Below are 14,916 nucleotides of genomic sequence, written 5' to 3'. Positions count from 1 at the left end.
AGGAGAACATATGAATACTCTTACGAAGAAGGCTAAACCGCTTCGGCAGCGCATGGGTGTCCGCATCCTGGGTGTCATTGCCGGAGGGCTGCTCGCAGCGGTCGGACTCGAGCTGTTTCTGATGCCGCATCAGCTTGTTCCCGGCGGAATTGCCGGCCTGTCGGCACTTTTCGCACACACTACGGAAATGCGGCTGGGGCTGTTCCTGTTCTTGTTCAACCTGCCGTTTATACTGATCTCACGCAGACAGATTCATCTGCGCTTTGCGCTCTATGTGATGCTTGGATTAGTCTGCCTGACCGCGGGTTCACTGGCCCTGCACCGTTTCCCGTCCCTGACGGGCGAACCGCTGACGGCCTCCATTGCCGGAGGGCTTTCACTGGGCTTTGGCATCGGAATTTCCATCCGCTTCGGCGGCATGAGCGGGGGAGCCGGAGATCCGGGTTATGCCCTCCTCAGCCAGGGGCCGGCGAAATCGGCTGAATTCATCATCATGGTCTTCAACTGCGCCATATTATTGTGCGGTGGCGCGTTGTTCGGCTGGGATCAAGCTATGTATTCCATACTTGCCTATCTGCTGGCTTTCGAGGCTGTACGGATCTGCATAAGAGATCTCTCCCACACCCGCGCTGTCTGGATTACCAGCAGCCGCCCCGATGAGATCCGTCTCGCACTTTACCGCAAGCTGGATCGCGAGGCCAGGCTTATCCGTGCTTCAGGCGCCAAGGGCCAGCCCGGGACCCTGTTCTGTATCGCAAGCAAGCTGGAAGAGGAAGAACTGGCTTCCATCGTCCGCACCTGCGATCAGGACAGCCAGATCGTCTTCCGGTCCACCCGGCGCGGGCGGCGGGCTGCCCGGTTCCGGGATTAGCTGCAAGCGCGGTTCCCGGATTGACCGTGAGCGCGGTTCCGGGATTAAGCCACTGGCTCCGCGCTGAGCATCCATTTTCAACAAATCCAAATGGGCCGAAGGATAGAAACGTGGAACTTGCGAATCTTGGCTTGTTGTACATGTACAAGTTAAGTACTATCCGGTGTACACAGAGCTTCGATCCGCCAGGATGCGGACAGGAGAGCCCTTATTGAGAATGATCAGGCATTTTCACGAGGGACGGACTGAAATACCACTATTTTACCGTTTGCCCCCCATTATGGGTTCAAAAGAATGATTTAAGGACTCCTGAGTCCGGACCAACCTGAAAAGGCCAGTTTTCTGCAAAATAGCGTCTTCTCTGTCCGTAGGCTCCGGCAAATAGGGCCATTGCCCCTGCCCCCCGGGGAGATTCAAGCTATCTACCGTTTTGACTCTATTGTTTCCCCTACAACAGGCAAAAAGCGTTCCCGCTGTATTTAGCGGGAACGCTTTTTAATGAACACCGGCTTGCGCCATTTCTATTACGTGAGTTGCTGCCCTCTACCGGAACATCCCCCATAACCGGATCAAATGAAATGTATTGTTGGGGTCAATCTTCTGGGCAATTACAAACTTTACAATTTGTTCTTCCTGTGCCGAGGTCAGCTTTTCCCCCAGTACCGCCGAAGCTTTGCGCACCAGTCTGCGCACCACCGCAGTGTCCTGAAGCTCCTGTTTGGAGATTCCGTTGATCATATTCTTCACTCGTTCTTTAACAGCCGGATTCTTCATCTTCAGCTTGATGCGATCCACCAGCTGGGGACTGATTCCATATTGCTGATAGCCCACGCGCAGCACCTCCTGTCATATTCCAATCATTCACAGTATATGAGGGAAAGCCGGTGCATGTGCCTAATTAATCGATGATATCCCCTTGAAAAATTTGCTCGTTCTGCAGATAGCTCCGCAGCGGCGCATAATCAGTGGAGGTCCAAAAGTCTGTTTCCTTGAGCAGCTCCGCCGCATCGTCCCTGGCTTGCTCCAGCACTTCAAAATCGGCGGTCATGTCCGCCAGCCTGAACTCCGGCAGCCCGCTCTGCTTGGTCCCGAAGAAATCTCCAGGCCCCCGCAGCTCCAAGTCTCTGCGCGATACCTCGAAGCCGTCATCCGTATCGGTCATCGCCGTCATCCGCTCACGCCCGATCTCGGACTTCGGATCTGCTACAAGCACACAAAAGGAAGCGTGCTGGCCGCGCCCAACCCGGCCGCGCAGCTGATGCAGCTGGGACAATCCAAAGCGGTCGGCATCCATAATGATCATCAGCGTGGCATTGGGAACATCGACGCCGACCTCGACAACCGTCGTGGAGACGAGCAGCTGAATCTCATTGCTGTAGAAGGCGCGCATGACTTCATCTTTTTCCCCGGGGGTCATCCGCCCGTGAAGCAGCCCCACCTTGTAATGGGGAAAAGCCTGCGACATTTGGATATGCAAGTCAATCGCATTCTGCACATCCAGCTTTTCCGATTCCTCAATCAGCGGACAAATCAGATAAGCCTGCCTGCCCTGGTCGACCTCGCGGTTAACCAGCTTCAGCACCCGTTCCATCAGATCAGGTTTGACCCAGTAGGTCATGATCGGCACGCGCCCTTTGGGCCGCTCCGAAAGGGTGGATACATCCATATCGCCAAAGACAGTAATCGCCAGCGTGCGAGGAATAGGCGTTGCTGTCATGGTCAGCACATCCGGGTTATAGCCCTTGCGGCGCAGGATACTGCGCTGGTTCACGCCGAAACGGTGCTGCTCATCTGTAACTACCATTCCCAGCCCGCGGAAAAACACATCCTCCTGAATCAAGGCATGCGTACCGACTACAATATCGAGCATTCCCATTTGCAGCGAAGCCAGCAGGTCCTTGCGTTTGCGGCCGGTCACACTTCCTGTCAGCAGGCCTACGGTAATTCCGAACGGTTCAAACATCTTGGTGAGCGATCGCATATGCTGCTCCGCAAGAATCTCGGTGGGCACCATCAGCGCCCCCTGAAATCCGGATTTCACGGTGGCATAGAGGGCAATTGCCGCCAGTACGGTTTTGCCTGAACCCACATCGCCCTGTAAAAGACGGTTCATGCAATACGGTGAACGCATATCCTGCAGGATTTCCAGTTCCACGCGCTTCTGGGCATCCGTCAGCTCAAAAGGCAGGCTGCGGACAAAAGTCCGAACCGTGGCGTTGTCAACCGTATGCACAACACCGTCCATCCTGCCGCGGTTCAGCACACGGAATGCCTGTACCTTGAGCTGAAACAAAAAAAGCTCCTCATACACCATCCGGCGCCGCCCCTGCTGGCCCTCGCGTGTATCCTCCGGCCGGTGGATCGTAGCAATGGCGCGCTTGCGGGACATGAAATCATATTTCCGTATAATGGAATGCGGAAGAATTTCCAGAATCAGCTCGCCGTATTGCTGTAGCCCCTGATTGATTATTTTGCGTATCCAGGTTTGTGTAATCTTGCCCCCAACGGAATAGACCGGCTGCAGGGTGCCGATCTTACCTTCTCCCCGGTCTGTAAATTCATAATCCGTCACGGTGATGGCATTCCGCTTTTGATCCCATTTGCCGGTAATCACAATTTCGCGCTGGGCTGTCAGCTGCTCCCGCACATAATGCTGGTTGAACCAGGTTGCGGTGAACATCCATGGCTCGGCTACCATTTTGCAGCTCAACCGGGATTTGCCCCCAAAGCGCTGCAGTACCGGGATGCCAATCACCTTCGCAACAAGAGTCGCTTTGTCGCCGTGTTTGATTTCGCTTAAACTGCGGGGCCGGAAATCATCATAGCGGAATGGATAATACTCCAGCAGATCCTTGACTGTAAAGACGCCAAAGGCGTGAAGCTCGTTTTGCTTTTGAGCGCTCACGCCATTTATTTGTTTTACTTCGATTGAATCCAAAGAAATCCCCATGTTCATCCCCTATTTACGCGGGCCAGATGAATACGGCTAAAGTACCGTTGCCGACATGGCTCCCTACAACAGGACCCACGTTCGTCAGCACTTTCTCTTCCAGGGTGAAGTGCCCGGCCAATTCCTTAAGGAACTCTTCGCCGGCAGCCGGTTCAGCCGTATGACCCACGGCCACATTGATTTTGTCCACACCCGGCAGATCCTGTTTGAACAGCTCGATCATGCGGGCTACTGCCTTCTTGCGGCCCCTAACCTTCTCGACCGCGTAGATGATTCCTTCCGCATCAATTGACAGGATCGGTTTGATGTTCAGCAGCGTTCCCAGAAAAGCGGAGGCTTTGCCTATTCTGCCGCCCTTTTGCAGATATTCCAGCGTATCGACCAGGAAATACAGCTTGCGGGACTGGCGGAGACGCTCTGCCTGTGCCAGGATGTCCTCCGGGCTATGTCCTTCCGCAGCCAGCCGTGCCGCCTCGACCACCATAAAACCGAATCCATAGGAAGCGGAAAGTGAATCTACAACGGTGATCGGCTCCCCCTTCTCTTCCAGCATGGATTTAGCCAGAACAGCCGATTGATACGTGCCGCTGAGACCCGAGGAAATATGAAAAGAAAGGATGCGGCATCCCGGATAACGTTCCAGAATACCCTGATATACATTCATATACTCAACCGGTGACGGCTGAGAGGTAGTCGGCAAGGAAGTGGAACGGGGAAGCCGTTCATAGAATTGCTCCGGTGTCATATCCACATTATCCCGGAATGCTTCCTCGCCGAACATCAGGGTCAATGGAACGACCTCGATGCCCAAAGCTTCGGCCATGGACGGCGGGATATCGGAAGTGCTGTCGGTGACGATTACGGTACGATTCATGGTATACCTCCCCTAACTATGATTGGACAGAAGCGCCATACGCTCACTTGGTCAGGAACACCGCAGCGCTTCTGCATGAGACTATATAAGGAGTAAAGTGTCTACCTAGGGTTCAACGGAAAAAAGATAATAATACAGCGGCTGGCCGCCCTTGTGGATCTCTACTTCCACCTGAGGATAGGCTTCTGCAAGCCAGTTTTCCAGCGCTTCAGTAACATTATCCTCAGATTCAGCTCCAGTTAATACGGTAACAATCTCATCACCATTCTCCAGCATGCTTACCAACAGTGCCTGGCTGGCCGCCAGCAGATCATCCGCAGCGGATACAATCTTCGAATTGGCTATCCCGATATACTGCCCGGATTTGATCTCCAGCTCCTCAATAACCGTATCACGGACCGCATTGGTAATCTGTCCCGATTTAACCTGGGTGATCGCCTCCAGCATGTTGCTGGTGTTGGCATCAACCGCATCTTCCTCCTGAAAGGCAAAAGCGGCGGCAATGCCCTGCGGGATACTTTTGCTTGGAATCACGGTTATCTCACGTTCGCCCTCTAGCAGCTCCTTGGCCTGTTGAGCCGCAAGCACAATGTTCGAGTTGTTAGGCAGGATGTAGATATGCTTTGCTGAAATCGACGAGATCGCGTTAACGAAATCCTCCGTGCTGGGATTCATCGTCTGTCCGCCGGACAGAATGGCATCCACGCCGAGGCTGCGGAAAATATCAGAGATGCCTTCACCCGAAGATACGGCAATGAATCCGTACTGTGCCATATCATCTGCAGGTGGAACCGCCGGTGCCTGAACGCTGCTCGCTTCCTGCGGAATATCCGCAAACAGCTCTGGCATCGGCGCAATATCCATGCCGGCGGTCAGCAGATCGCGATGCTGCTCCCGCATGTTAAGAATATGGATCTGCGTAATTTCACCATATTGCAGCGCCAGATTGAGGACCTCGCCCGGAGTCTTGGAATGGACATGGACCTTGATGGTCTCATCATCCGAAATGACAATAATGGAATCTCCATTAACTGACAACGCTTTCCGAAACGACTCCTCATCAAAATCCGCTTTGGCGGGGCTGCCAAGCAGCCGGTTAATAAAAAATTCCATATCGTATAGAAATTCGATGTCTTCCGTAGACAGCTGTGATTGCGCAGACGACTGCACGGAGGACAATACGTTCTCATGTTTGGTCAACACCGCCGCGGGCGGTGCTGCAGCAGGGGCTTGTCCCTGTACCGGCGCTGGCACCGCTGTACCGGCGCTGCCTGTCAGATACTGATGAAAACCCTCATAAATGTAAACCAGACCCTGACCGCCGGAGTCAACAACGCCCACTTGCTTGAGCACAGGCAGAAGCTCCGGTGTGTTAGCGAGCGCTTCTTTGGCTCTGGCCAGGACTTCGGTCATCAGCTCTGTAACATCCGTTGTACGCCGCGCGTAGTAGACTGCATGTCTGGCAGCTTCCTTGGCGACAGTAAGTATCGTTCCCTCTACCGGCTTGACCACCGCTTTGTATGCTGTATCCACTCCGGTCTGCAGCGCTGCTGCGAACTGCTGCGTGTTCAATTCATCATATTGGGCTGCATACCGTCCAAGGCCTCTGAACAGCTGTGACAAAATAACGCCGGAGTTCCCCCGTGCCCCCATCAAGAGACCTTTGGATAATACTCCTGCACATTGGCCTACTGAGCCAGTATTATTTTTTTTCAATTCGTTCGCGCCTGCGGTCATCGTCAAATTCATGTTTGTACCTGTGTCCCCATCCGGGACCGGAAATACATTCAGGGAATTGACGTGCTCTGCATGCTGCTGCAGCTTCTCCGCTCCGGCCAGTACCATTGCGGTAAAATCTGTTCCGTCTATAGAACGCTTACTCAATGAGGATTCCCCTTCCTAACTTCATGCCTAATCAATTCTATGATTAACTGGACATAATACACTAATCTATATTGTACTATAAGAGCCAAAAGAAATAAATGTTTTTGAAGCGGTTGACGAAGCAAATTTTGCTGTGATATTATATTTAAGTATTGTTTTACGCAGGTGTAAGTAACAAGGAGGTGTAATCTATGTCCCGCAAATGTACTGTAACTGGCAAGAAACCGGGCAGCGGCAACCATGTATCCCATGCGAACAACCGCAACCGCCGCTCTTGGGGAGTTAACGTTCAGAAGGTCCGTATCCTCGTGAACGGCAAACCGAAACGCGTGTACGTCAGCACCCGTGCTTTGAAAGCCGGCAAAGTTGAACGCGTTTAGTCTTGGATTATTCTGAGACCTAGCGATATCTCATATCAAGTGGAAACGGCCATACCGTCCTTAAATAGACGGTATCCGTTTCAGCGAGAAATAGAAGGATACTTTATAGCGCAAAGCATATAAAGTCTTATATTTGAAGCAAAAAGCACCCTTTACATATGTAAGGTGCTTTTTTTCATGTTTGCTGTTCTATTCCGTCCTCAGCTTTTCTGAAATGTGTTCAAAATCGCTTTAACAAAACCTCCCAAAAATCTTGGCAGCTTGAACGTGTAAAATTTCATCCTTAACCCTCCCATCAATTCATGCCGTACGGTAGGAGACTTTCCTGTCGTGCGCTAACGTTACGAATGCAGACCTCCCTTTTTGAACCAAGCAGAACCGGCCGGGCCGTACTCTGGAAGAGGCGGCTCCCGTTTCAGCGAGAAATAGAAGGAACCTTTATAGCGCTCAAATAAAGTCCTCTATTCAAAAAAAGGCTACATGAGATTTCTGCTCATGTAACCATATTTATGCGTCAGCAACTTGGCCTATACCATTAGTTCGAACGTGTGCTTTCGATTAGCGCAGGGCCGCTTCTGCGGCTTCACGGATCGCCTTGATGGCAGCTGCACGGTCGCTGCGTCCGAACACGGCATTTCCGGCCACCAAAACGTCTGCTCCCGCTTCAGCGACCAGCGGAGCAGTTGCTTCAGCGATGCCTCCGTCCACTTCGATGCGCAGGGAGGTATGGTTGACTTCCCGGGCCCACTCGCGGATCTGGCGGATCTTCTTCAGCGTGTTCGGGATAAACGACTGTCCGCCGAAACCGGGGTTCACAGTCATTACCAGCACCATATCCACATCCTCCAGCACCTCGCGCACCGCCGAAGCGGGCGTACCCGGATTGATTGCTACTCCGGCCAGAAGGCCCAGCTCCTTGATCTGATGCACCACACGGTGAAGATGCACACAGGCCTCGGCATGAACTGTAATGACATTGGCTCCCGAAGCTGCAAACTCAGGGATATAGCGTTCAGGGTTCTCAATCATCAAATGAACATCTAGCGGCAGAGAGGTATGTGCCTTCACAGCCTTAACAATCGGCGGTCCAAGCGTAATATTCGGCACAAAATGGCCGTCCATAACATCTACATGAATCCAGTCTCCGCCGCTGGCTTCCGCTTCTGCAACCTCAGCGCCAAGCGCGGCAAAATCAGCCGACAATATCGATGGTGCGATTGTGATCATAATGTTAGTACCTCCGCTTTTTATCTTTCATTTCATTGTAAAACAGCTTGTAGTGCTCATAACGGCTGTCGGCGATAGCTCCTGAATTCACAGCCTCAACGACGCGGCAGCCCGGTTCATGAATATGGCTGCAGCCGCGGAATTTACAGTTTTCGGCATAGGGGGCAAACTCACGGAAACAGGTGGACAGCTCTTCCACACCCAGTTCCAGAAAATCAAGCTGGCTGAAGCCCGGAGTGTCAGCCACAAATCCGCCGCCCCCGATATCCATCAGTTCGACATGCCGGGTCGTATGCCGTCCCCGGCCCAAGCGGAGGCTGATCTCCCCCGTCTCCAGCCCAAGGCCGGGTACAAGGCGGTTCAGCAGCGTTGACTTACCTACACCGGACTGCCCGGAGAAGACACTGATGATCCCGGCCAGGCGTTCCCGCAGCTCATGGCTGCCGGAGCCGGTAAGTGAACTCGTGACGATCACTTCATATCCGATGCGCTCATACAGCTCTTTGACCTGATTCGTGGCTTCGCTGTCGTCCTCCGCCAAATCCTGCTTCGTCAGCACAATCAGCGTCTCCAGGCCGGAATGCTCAATGTGAACCAGAAATTTATCCAGCAGGTTCAGATTCATATCCGGCTCGCGTACAGAAAACAGCAGTACAGCCAGTTTGACGTTGGCTACCGGCGGACGGATCAGCTCGGATTCCCTGGGAAGCAGCTCATCAACCATGCCTTCCCCGTTTTCAGTCAAGACGTATTTAATACGGTCGCCCACAAGCGGAGCGGTCCCTTTCTTCTTCAGGATCCCCCGCCCCCGGCACTGTACTGCTTCTTCCTCGGCAGCAATCAACCCATCGCGGAGCGGTTTGACGTAATAATAACCGCTTAATGCTTTGATGATAATTCCTTCAGGCATACATCATGAGCCATCCTCTCCTGATTTTGCACAAATGACCCAAGTTCGTAGGCTACCCGGGTCATTCTGCTGACTGCAGCCACTCCGGGAATCCTCCCGGGCAGCTCAGTTTGTCTCTTTTATTTGTTTGTGTTTTTGCCTTTTTCCTTGCCGTTCCCTTTACTCTCGTTATTGACGGCTGTTGTCTGCCCATTATCGGCATTGCCGGCGACGAATCCTGTCTGATTCACTGAACCCGTAGTAGTACCTTCTTCCGTGGATGGAGGCAGAATCTCAGGCTCTATTGTTGGATCGGCAGAAGCCGGCGGTGGTTCTGTTGGTGCCTGCGTCGGCTCAGGAGTGTGCTGGACCGGAGGTTCCGGATCCGGCACCGTCCCATTTTTGGCGTCCGCATATTTAATCGAATAGGTGGCAACAAAATCACCATCCTGGTAGACAGAAACGGAGCCGTCCTTATTAGGGGCCAGCAGCAGTTTCACAGACAGCCTTTGGCTTTTGGCAATCGTGCGCGTTCCCCATTCCTGGTTCTCGCCATCCTTGCGGGCATCGGCATAAATAATGCGGATTTTGGTTTTGGTGCCTTCAACCGAAGGGGCTACCGGCACATTGAATGTATATTCCAAGGCTTCAGGCGGGTAACCTGTACTAACGGTAATGTTAATCTTTTCACCTGGAGAAGCCGTATCGCCTTTTTCATAAGGCCATTGTTCCATAACGATGCCTTTTTCGACAGAGAAGCTGGATTCCTCCTTGATTTCACCAAGGACAAGACCTGCGGCTTCAAGCTGGCTCTTCGCCTCTGCCCGGGTCTTGTTAGTAAGATCAGGTACATCAGCAGTTTCTTTCCCCTGGCTGACAATCAGCTTGATCGTCGCGGTCGCCGGATCATACTCGCTGTCCACGGCTGGCTCCGTGCCGATAACCTGCCCTTCAGGGAAATCCTCGCTGTAGCGCTGGTCCGGGGTAATCCGGCTCTGATCCACACCTTCAGCGATTAACAGCTTAATGGCTTCTTCTTCAGTCCTGCCTGCTAAAGGAATCATCTTAGAAAGCGGCTTGGCAATGTTTACCGTAAGAGCGATATGCGTGTCTTCCTTGACCATAGTATCCGGCTCTTTACTCTGCTTCCATACTACATCAGGCTCGACATTTGCATTGTACTCCCCAGCAGGCGGTTCGTCGGCAACGAGACCGACCTTGGCAAGCTCCGCTTTCGCTGCTTCAAAAGACATACCGGTCACCTTGGGTACCGCTACTTCATCTACGGCAAGCTTGGCATTTACATACCAGACCACTCCGCCCATAGCAATCAGCACCAGCAGTGTGAGGCTGATCCACAGCACAGCACGTCCCGACTTGCGCTTGCCCGGGCTGCGGGGCTCATCCTCTTCATCCCGCCTCATCCGCTCTTCGCCGCTTCCAGCGCGGCTGCCGAGCCCCCGCTGCATGGGCCTGATTGCCGGAATAATGCGGGTTCTGTCCTCGTCTTCCTCATCATGGAACTGCGTTTTAGATTCACTGCGCCGTTCCGGAAGCAGACAGGTCTCCAGATCCTGCAGCATTTCCTTCGCTGACTGGTACCGCTCCTCGGGATTTTTGCGCATGGATCTTAAAATAACATTCTCAACGCTTTGCGGAATCAGCGGATTCAGCAGCCTCGGCTCTTCAAATTCCTCCTGCAAATGCTTCAGGGCTACGCTGATCGGACTTTCGCCCAAAAAAGGAAGCACTCCGGTAAGCATTTGGTACAGTACAATTCCCAAGGAATAGAGATCGGATTTCTCCCCCGTAGTCACCCCTTTGGCATGCTCCGGCGAAAAATAGTGCACCGATCCGACTACTGAGCCCGTCTGGGTTATCGTTGTGGAAGTGACTGCCCGGGCAATCCCGAAATCCGTCACCTTAACCCTTCCATTACGCCCGATCAGGATATTATGCGGCTTGATGTCCCGGTGGATGATCTGATTCTGATGGGCATGATCCAGCGCATCACAGATCTGGGAGGCAATACGTACGGCTTCGTCCACCTGCAGTGGAGCCCGTTCTTTGATAATCTCATTCAGATTCTTGCCTTCCACGTACTCCATAACAATATAATGAATTTCATCTTCCTGGCCCACATCATATATACTAACCACATTCGGATGTGATAACGATGCAGCGGACTGCGCCTCCCGCCGGAAACGGCGGATAAACTCCTCATCATGCACAAACTGATTTCGCAAAACTTTGATAGCAACGTTCCGGTTGAGCAGAATGTCATGGGCTCTGTAGACAAGCGCCATGCCACCTCCCCCGATGCGTTCAATAACCTGGTAACGGCCGCCCAATTCGTGACCGATCATCTATCCCACTCCTTTGTCTCGGGCACAGCGGCCTCTCCTTGATGTTCTAACATAGCGACACTTATATTATCGCCGCCGCCTGCCAGCAAAGCCAACTGTAGTAAACGGTCCGCTCGTTCCTCTAAGGATATCTCTTGTATCCCTGCCACTTTCCCCAAATGTTCCTGGCTGACGAAATTGCTGAGGCCGTCGCTGCATAGAAGCAGAAGCTCCCCCGGCTCCAGACGCACAGGCGCCAGATCAGCTGTTACCTCGGCATCCGTCCCCAGCGCCCTGGTCAGAACATTGCGGCGCGGGTGGTTATCAAGCTCCTCCAGGCTGATCTGGCCGTTCTTGAACAGCTCATTGACCAGCGTATGATCCTCGGTTAACTGGACGGCTGCACCATCCTTGATTAAATAGGCGCGGCTGTCCCCGATGTGGCCGATAAACCCGGCTTCCCCCTTAAGCAGCACAGCAACAACTGTTGTACCCATATTATGGTATTTTTCGTCACTTGATGCCTCATTGTGGACTGCATGGTTAGCTTCATATATGGCGGCAGACAGCGCGTGCTGCAGCTCTTCCTCCGGCAGATCAGGCTGAAGCCCGTACAGGGCATTCTTCATGGTCTCCAGAGCAAGGCTGCTTGCGGTGTCGCCAGCCAGATGTCCGCCCATTCCATCAGCGATAATACCGAGGGTATAGCCGTTTTGGGTCACGCCGATCCAGACTGAATCCTCATTGACGGTACGAACCCGGCCAATGTCGCTGGCATGAACTGTTCTGATCAAATATCCTCACCCCAACTTCTCCATGTGTTTGGCGCGCAGCTGTCCGCATGCGGCCGCTATATCATGGCCCTGCTCACGGCGGATGGTAACATTTACGCCATGGTCGGCCAGAGTACGCTGAAATTCAAAAATATCATTGCGGGAAGTCCGTACATACTTGCGCTCAGGCACATGATTCACGGGAATCAGATTCACGTGGCAGAGCATGGTCTTAAGCACCCCGGCGAGTTCTTCCGCATGTTCCTTCTGGTCATTAACGCCGCCAATCAGGGCATATTCAAAGCTGATCCGGCGGCCTGTCTTAGCCTGGTAGTACCGCAGGGACTCAATCACATCATCAAAAGGATACCGCCGGTTCACCGGCATCAGCTTGGAGCGCAGCGCATCATTGGGTGCATGGATGGAGATCGCCAGATTGATCTGGGTATCCTCGTCAGCAAATTTATAGATGTTCGGCACAATCCCGCTGGTGGAAACCGTGATGTGCCGTTGTCCGATATTCAGGCCTTTCTCATGAATCATCAGACGCAGGAACCGCATAGTCGCGTCATAATTCTCAAAGGGTTCGCCCGTACCCATGATAACAATGCTGCTGACCCGCTCACCGCGGGCATCCAGAATCTGCTGGGAGCGGACCACCTGGGCCACAATCTCGCCGGCGGTCAGATCGCGTTTAAGACCGCCGAGTGTAGAGGCGCAGAAGGTGCACCCGATCCGGCAGCCTACCTGTGTTGTTACACAGACGCTGTTGCCATAATTATGCTTCATAATAACGGTCTCGATCGCGTGATCATCGTGCAGACCGAACAGGAATTTCACTGTGCCGTCCTTAGACTCCAGCTTCGTAATCTCTGTCAGCGCCGCGATGCGGAACTGTTCATCCAGCTTGGCGCGCAGCGCCTTGGACAAGTTGCTCATCGATTCGAAATCATTGACCCGCTTGACATATAGCCAGTCAAAAATCTGCCCCCCGCGAAAAGCGGGCTCACCGTTGTCCTTAGCCCACTGCTGTAACTCTTCCAGAGTAAAATCATATATTAAAGGTTTCATTTGAATAAGCACCTGTACTTTCTTGAGATATAGAAATTTATCAGCATACGCACACCAATCAGTTCTACTTAAGGATATGCGTATTATTTCTCATTCTTCCTATTTTAACACAAATATCAGAGACGGTAAAAGAAAAGCCCGCCTCGCATAAAGACCTGCGGGCGGGAGACCAGTAAATGCCTTAGGAAATTGCTATGTTACAAGAGTCTCTGCAGTCTCGAAATGTAGAAGCCGTCACTGCCGTAATGCTGTGGCAGCAGCTGAAGCCCTTCTCCTGCCGCCAGTGCGGTTCCCTCCACTCTTTGCCATACCGGCGAAGTGAAGGTTGCAGAAGTAAACCCCGGATTGTTCCCGAGGAATTCAGCGATCACGCTGCTGTTTTCGGCCTGCTCTGTAGTGCAGGTGCTATAAACCAGAATACCTCCGGGCTTGAGCAGCCGGGACACCGATTGCAGCAGTTCCGCCTGAAGAGCAGCCACACTGGTTACATCCGCCGGTTGTTTGCGCCATTTCAAATCGGGCTTGCGGCGGATAACCCCAAGTCCCGAGCAGGGGGCATCCAGCAGAATCCGGTCAAACGATTCCGGTTCAAGCGACCGGGCCAGCAAGAGCGCGTCAGTGCTGCCTGTGGCAATACACTCCAGGCCAAGCCGCTGTGCCTGATCTGCAATCAGCTGGGCTTTGTGGGGATGCAAATCGTTTGCATAGATATAGCCTTCGTCTTTCATCAGTTCGCCCATGTGGGCGCTTTTGCCGCCCGGTGCGGCGCAGCAGTCAAGCACTCTCATGCCTGGCTCCGGGCTCACCGCTTCAGCCACAAGCATGGAGCTCTCATCCTGCACAGACAAATAACCGTCCCGGTACCAGGAGGTCAGCGCCAGATTGCCGCCGCCTTTGACCACTATGCCGTAGGGGCTGACCAGCGAAGGCGAAGCTGCAAGTCCCGCTTCAAGCATCTGTTCCAGCAGCGCATCGCGGCTGATCATGGTAAGATTCACACGCACACTGGCCGCAGGCGGCTCATTGTTCGCAGCGCACATTGCTTCAGCGGCATCCAGTCCATACTCCGCAGCCCATTGCTTGACCATCCACAAGGGATGGGAATGGAGGATAGAAATCCGCTGCTCAGGACTGATATTCTCTGGCAATACCGGAAGCTCCCCGGCACGCAGTACGCTGCGAAGTACACCATTCACCATGCCCGATATTCCCTGATGCCCGCGTTTCTTGGCGATATTCACTGCCTCGTTAACGGCGGCATGAGAAGGAATCCGGTCCAGATACATGATCTGATACAAGCTTAAGTGCAGCAAATTGCGGACCCAGGGCTGGAGCTTGGAAATGCCTTTGCTGACAAACCCGTCCAGTACATAATCCAGGGTAAGGAGCCGGGAGATGCTCCCATACACCAGCTCCGTGGCAAGCCCTGCATCCTCACGGCTGAGCGCAGATTTCTGCAAGCTGCTGTTCAGCAGCAGATTGCTGTAAGCTCCCTGCTGCTCGACACGGACAAGGATATCGAGCGCCACTTCCCGGGCAGATTCGGCTGCCCGGCCTGCGGCACCCGGCCGGCCAGGCTTGCCAGCTTTTTCTTTTCTTATACCGCCGCCTGCCGGACTTGCTTCAGATGCTCCCGTCCCGTTCCTGCCGCC

The 14,916-nt window shown here is 53.3% G+C and carries 13 protein-coding genes; 2 read left to right on the top strand and 11 right to left on the bottom strand.

The genetic code is table 11. The features are described from left to right. The first annotated feature begins 10 nt into the window (after positions 1 to 10). Positions 11 to 871, top strand: a complete 861-nt coding sequence (locus BLQ82_RS03130; protein ID WP_062524089.1) for a YitT family protein — start codon at positions 11 to 13, stop codon at positions 869 to 871. A 543-nt stretch (positions 872 to 1,414) separates the two neighbouring features. Here BLQ82_RS03130 and BLQ82_RS03125 read toward each other — a convergent pair. From BLQ82_RS03125 to BLQ82_RS03110, 4 genes are all read right to left on the bottom strand, one after another. After that, positions 1,415 to 1,702 carry a stage VI sporulation protein F gene (locus BLQ82_RS03125; RefSeq protein ID WP_062524088.1) on the bottom strand — a complete coding sequence of 96 codons (288 nt, stop codon included), beginning with the start codon at positions 1,700 to 1,702 and terminating at the stop codon, positions 1,415 to 1,417. A gap of 67 nt (positions 1,703 to 1,769) precedes the next feature. Then, positions 1,770 to 3,821 carry an ATP-dependent DNA helicase RecG gene (gene recG, locus BLQ82_RS03120; protein ID WP_062524087.1) on the bottom strand — a complete coding sequence of 684 codons (2,052 nt, stop codon included), beginning with the start codon at positions 3,819 to 3,821 and terminating at the stop codon, positions 1,770 to 1,772. Positions 3,822 to 3,834: 13 nt separating this feature from the next. Further along, positions 3,835 to 4,695, bottom strand: coding sequence for a DegV family protein (locus tag BLQ82_RS03115; protein WP_062524086.1), 861 nt, complete (start codon positions 4,693 to 4,695; stop codon positions 3,835 to 3,837). A gap of 105 nt (positions 4,696 to 4,800) precedes the next feature. Then, on the bottom strand, positions 4,801 to 6,579 hold the full coding sequence (locus BLQ82_RS03110; RefSeq protein WP_062524085.1) for a DAK2 domain-containing protein: 1,779 nt from the start codon (positions 6,577 to 6,579) through the stop codon (positions 4,801 to 4,803). A gap of 191 nt (positions 6,580 to 6,770) precedes the next feature. Between BLQ82_RS03110 and rpmB the strand changes: the two genes are divergently transcribed. Next, positions 6,771 to 6,959: a 50S ribosomal protein L28 gene (gene rpmB, locus BLQ82_RS03105; protein WP_019911441.1), complete on the top strand. Its 189-nt coding sequence runs from the start codon at positions 6,771 to 6,773 to the stop codon at positions 6,957 to 6,959. A 200-nt stretch (positions 6,960 to 7,159) separates the two neighbouring features. Here rpmB and spoVM read toward each other — a convergent pair whose 3' ends face one another. The 7 genes from spoVM to rsmB form a co-directional block, all read right to left on the bottom strand. Then, the gene (spoVM, locus tag BLQ82_RS03100) at positions 7,160 to 7,240 is read right to left on the bottom strand and encodes a stage V sporulation protein SpoVM (protein ID WP_020431362.1); all 81 of its coding nucleotides are present in this window, start codon (positions 7,238 to 7,240) and stop codon (positions 7,160 to 7,162) included. Between the two features lie 277 nt (positions 7,241 to 7,517). Continuing rightward, the gene (gene rpe, locus BLQ82_RS03095; protein ID WP_062524084.1) at positions 7,518 to 8,186 is read right to left on the bottom strand and encodes a ribulose-phosphate 3-epimerase; all 669 of its coding nucleotides are present in this window, start codon (positions 8,184 to 8,186) and stop codon (positions 7,518 to 7,520) included. Positions 8,187 to 8,190: 4 nt separating this feature from the next. Beyond that, positions 8,191 to 9,096 (bottom strand): ribosome small subunit-dependent GTPase A, encoded by a 906-nt coding sequence (rsgA, locus tag BLQ82_RS03090; RefSeq protein WP_062524083.1) that lies wholly within the window; start codon positions 9,094 to 9,096, stop codon positions 8,191 to 8,193. Positions 9,097 to 9,215: 119 nt separating this feature from the next. Next, positions 9,216 to 11,441, bottom strand: coding sequence for a Stk1 family PASTA domain-containing Ser/Thr kinase (gene pknB / locus BLQ82_RS03085; RefSeq protein WP_062524082.1), 2,226 nt, complete (start codon positions 11,439 to 11,441; stop codon positions 9,216 to 9,218). Beyond that, positions 11,438 to 12,214: a Stp1/IreP family PP2C-type Ser/Thr phosphatase gene (locus tag BLQ82_RS03080; RefSeq protein WP_074647696.1), complete on the bottom strand. Its 777-nt coding sequence runs from the start codon at positions 12,212 to 12,214 to the stop codon at positions 11,438 to 11,440. The genes pknB and BLQ82_RS03080 overlap by 4 nt, the downstream gene beginning before the upstream one ends. 6 nt (positions 12,215 to 12,220) lie before the next feature. Further along, complete coding sequence (gene rlmN, locus BLQ82_RS03075) at positions 12,221 to 13,264, bottom strand: dual-specificity RNA methyltransferase RlmN (RefSeq protein ID WP_062524080.1); 1,044 nt, start codon at positions 13,262 to 13,264, stop codon at positions 12,221 to 12,223. Positions 13,265 to 13,461: 197 nt separating this feature from the next. Continuing rightward, positions 13,462 to 14,865: a 16S rRNA (cytosine(967)-C(5))-methyltransferase RsmB gene (gene rsmB, locus BLQ82_RS03070; RefSeq protein WP_082722704.1), complete on the bottom strand. Its 1,404-nt coding sequence runs from the start codon at positions 14,863 to 14,865 to the stop codon at positions 13,462 to 13,464. Positions 14,866 to 14,916: the final 51 nt, after the last annotated feature.

Origin of the sequence: Paenibacillus jilunlii (assembly GCF_900102965.1) — a bacterium.
Classification (GTDB): domain Bacteria; phylum Bacillota; class Bacilli; order Paenibacillales; family Paenibacillaceae; genus Paenibacillus_AQ; species Paenibacillus_AQ jilunlii.
The sequence above is the reverse complement of the archived record's forward strand: the minus strand, read 5'-3'. Positions and strand labels throughout refer to the sequence as shown.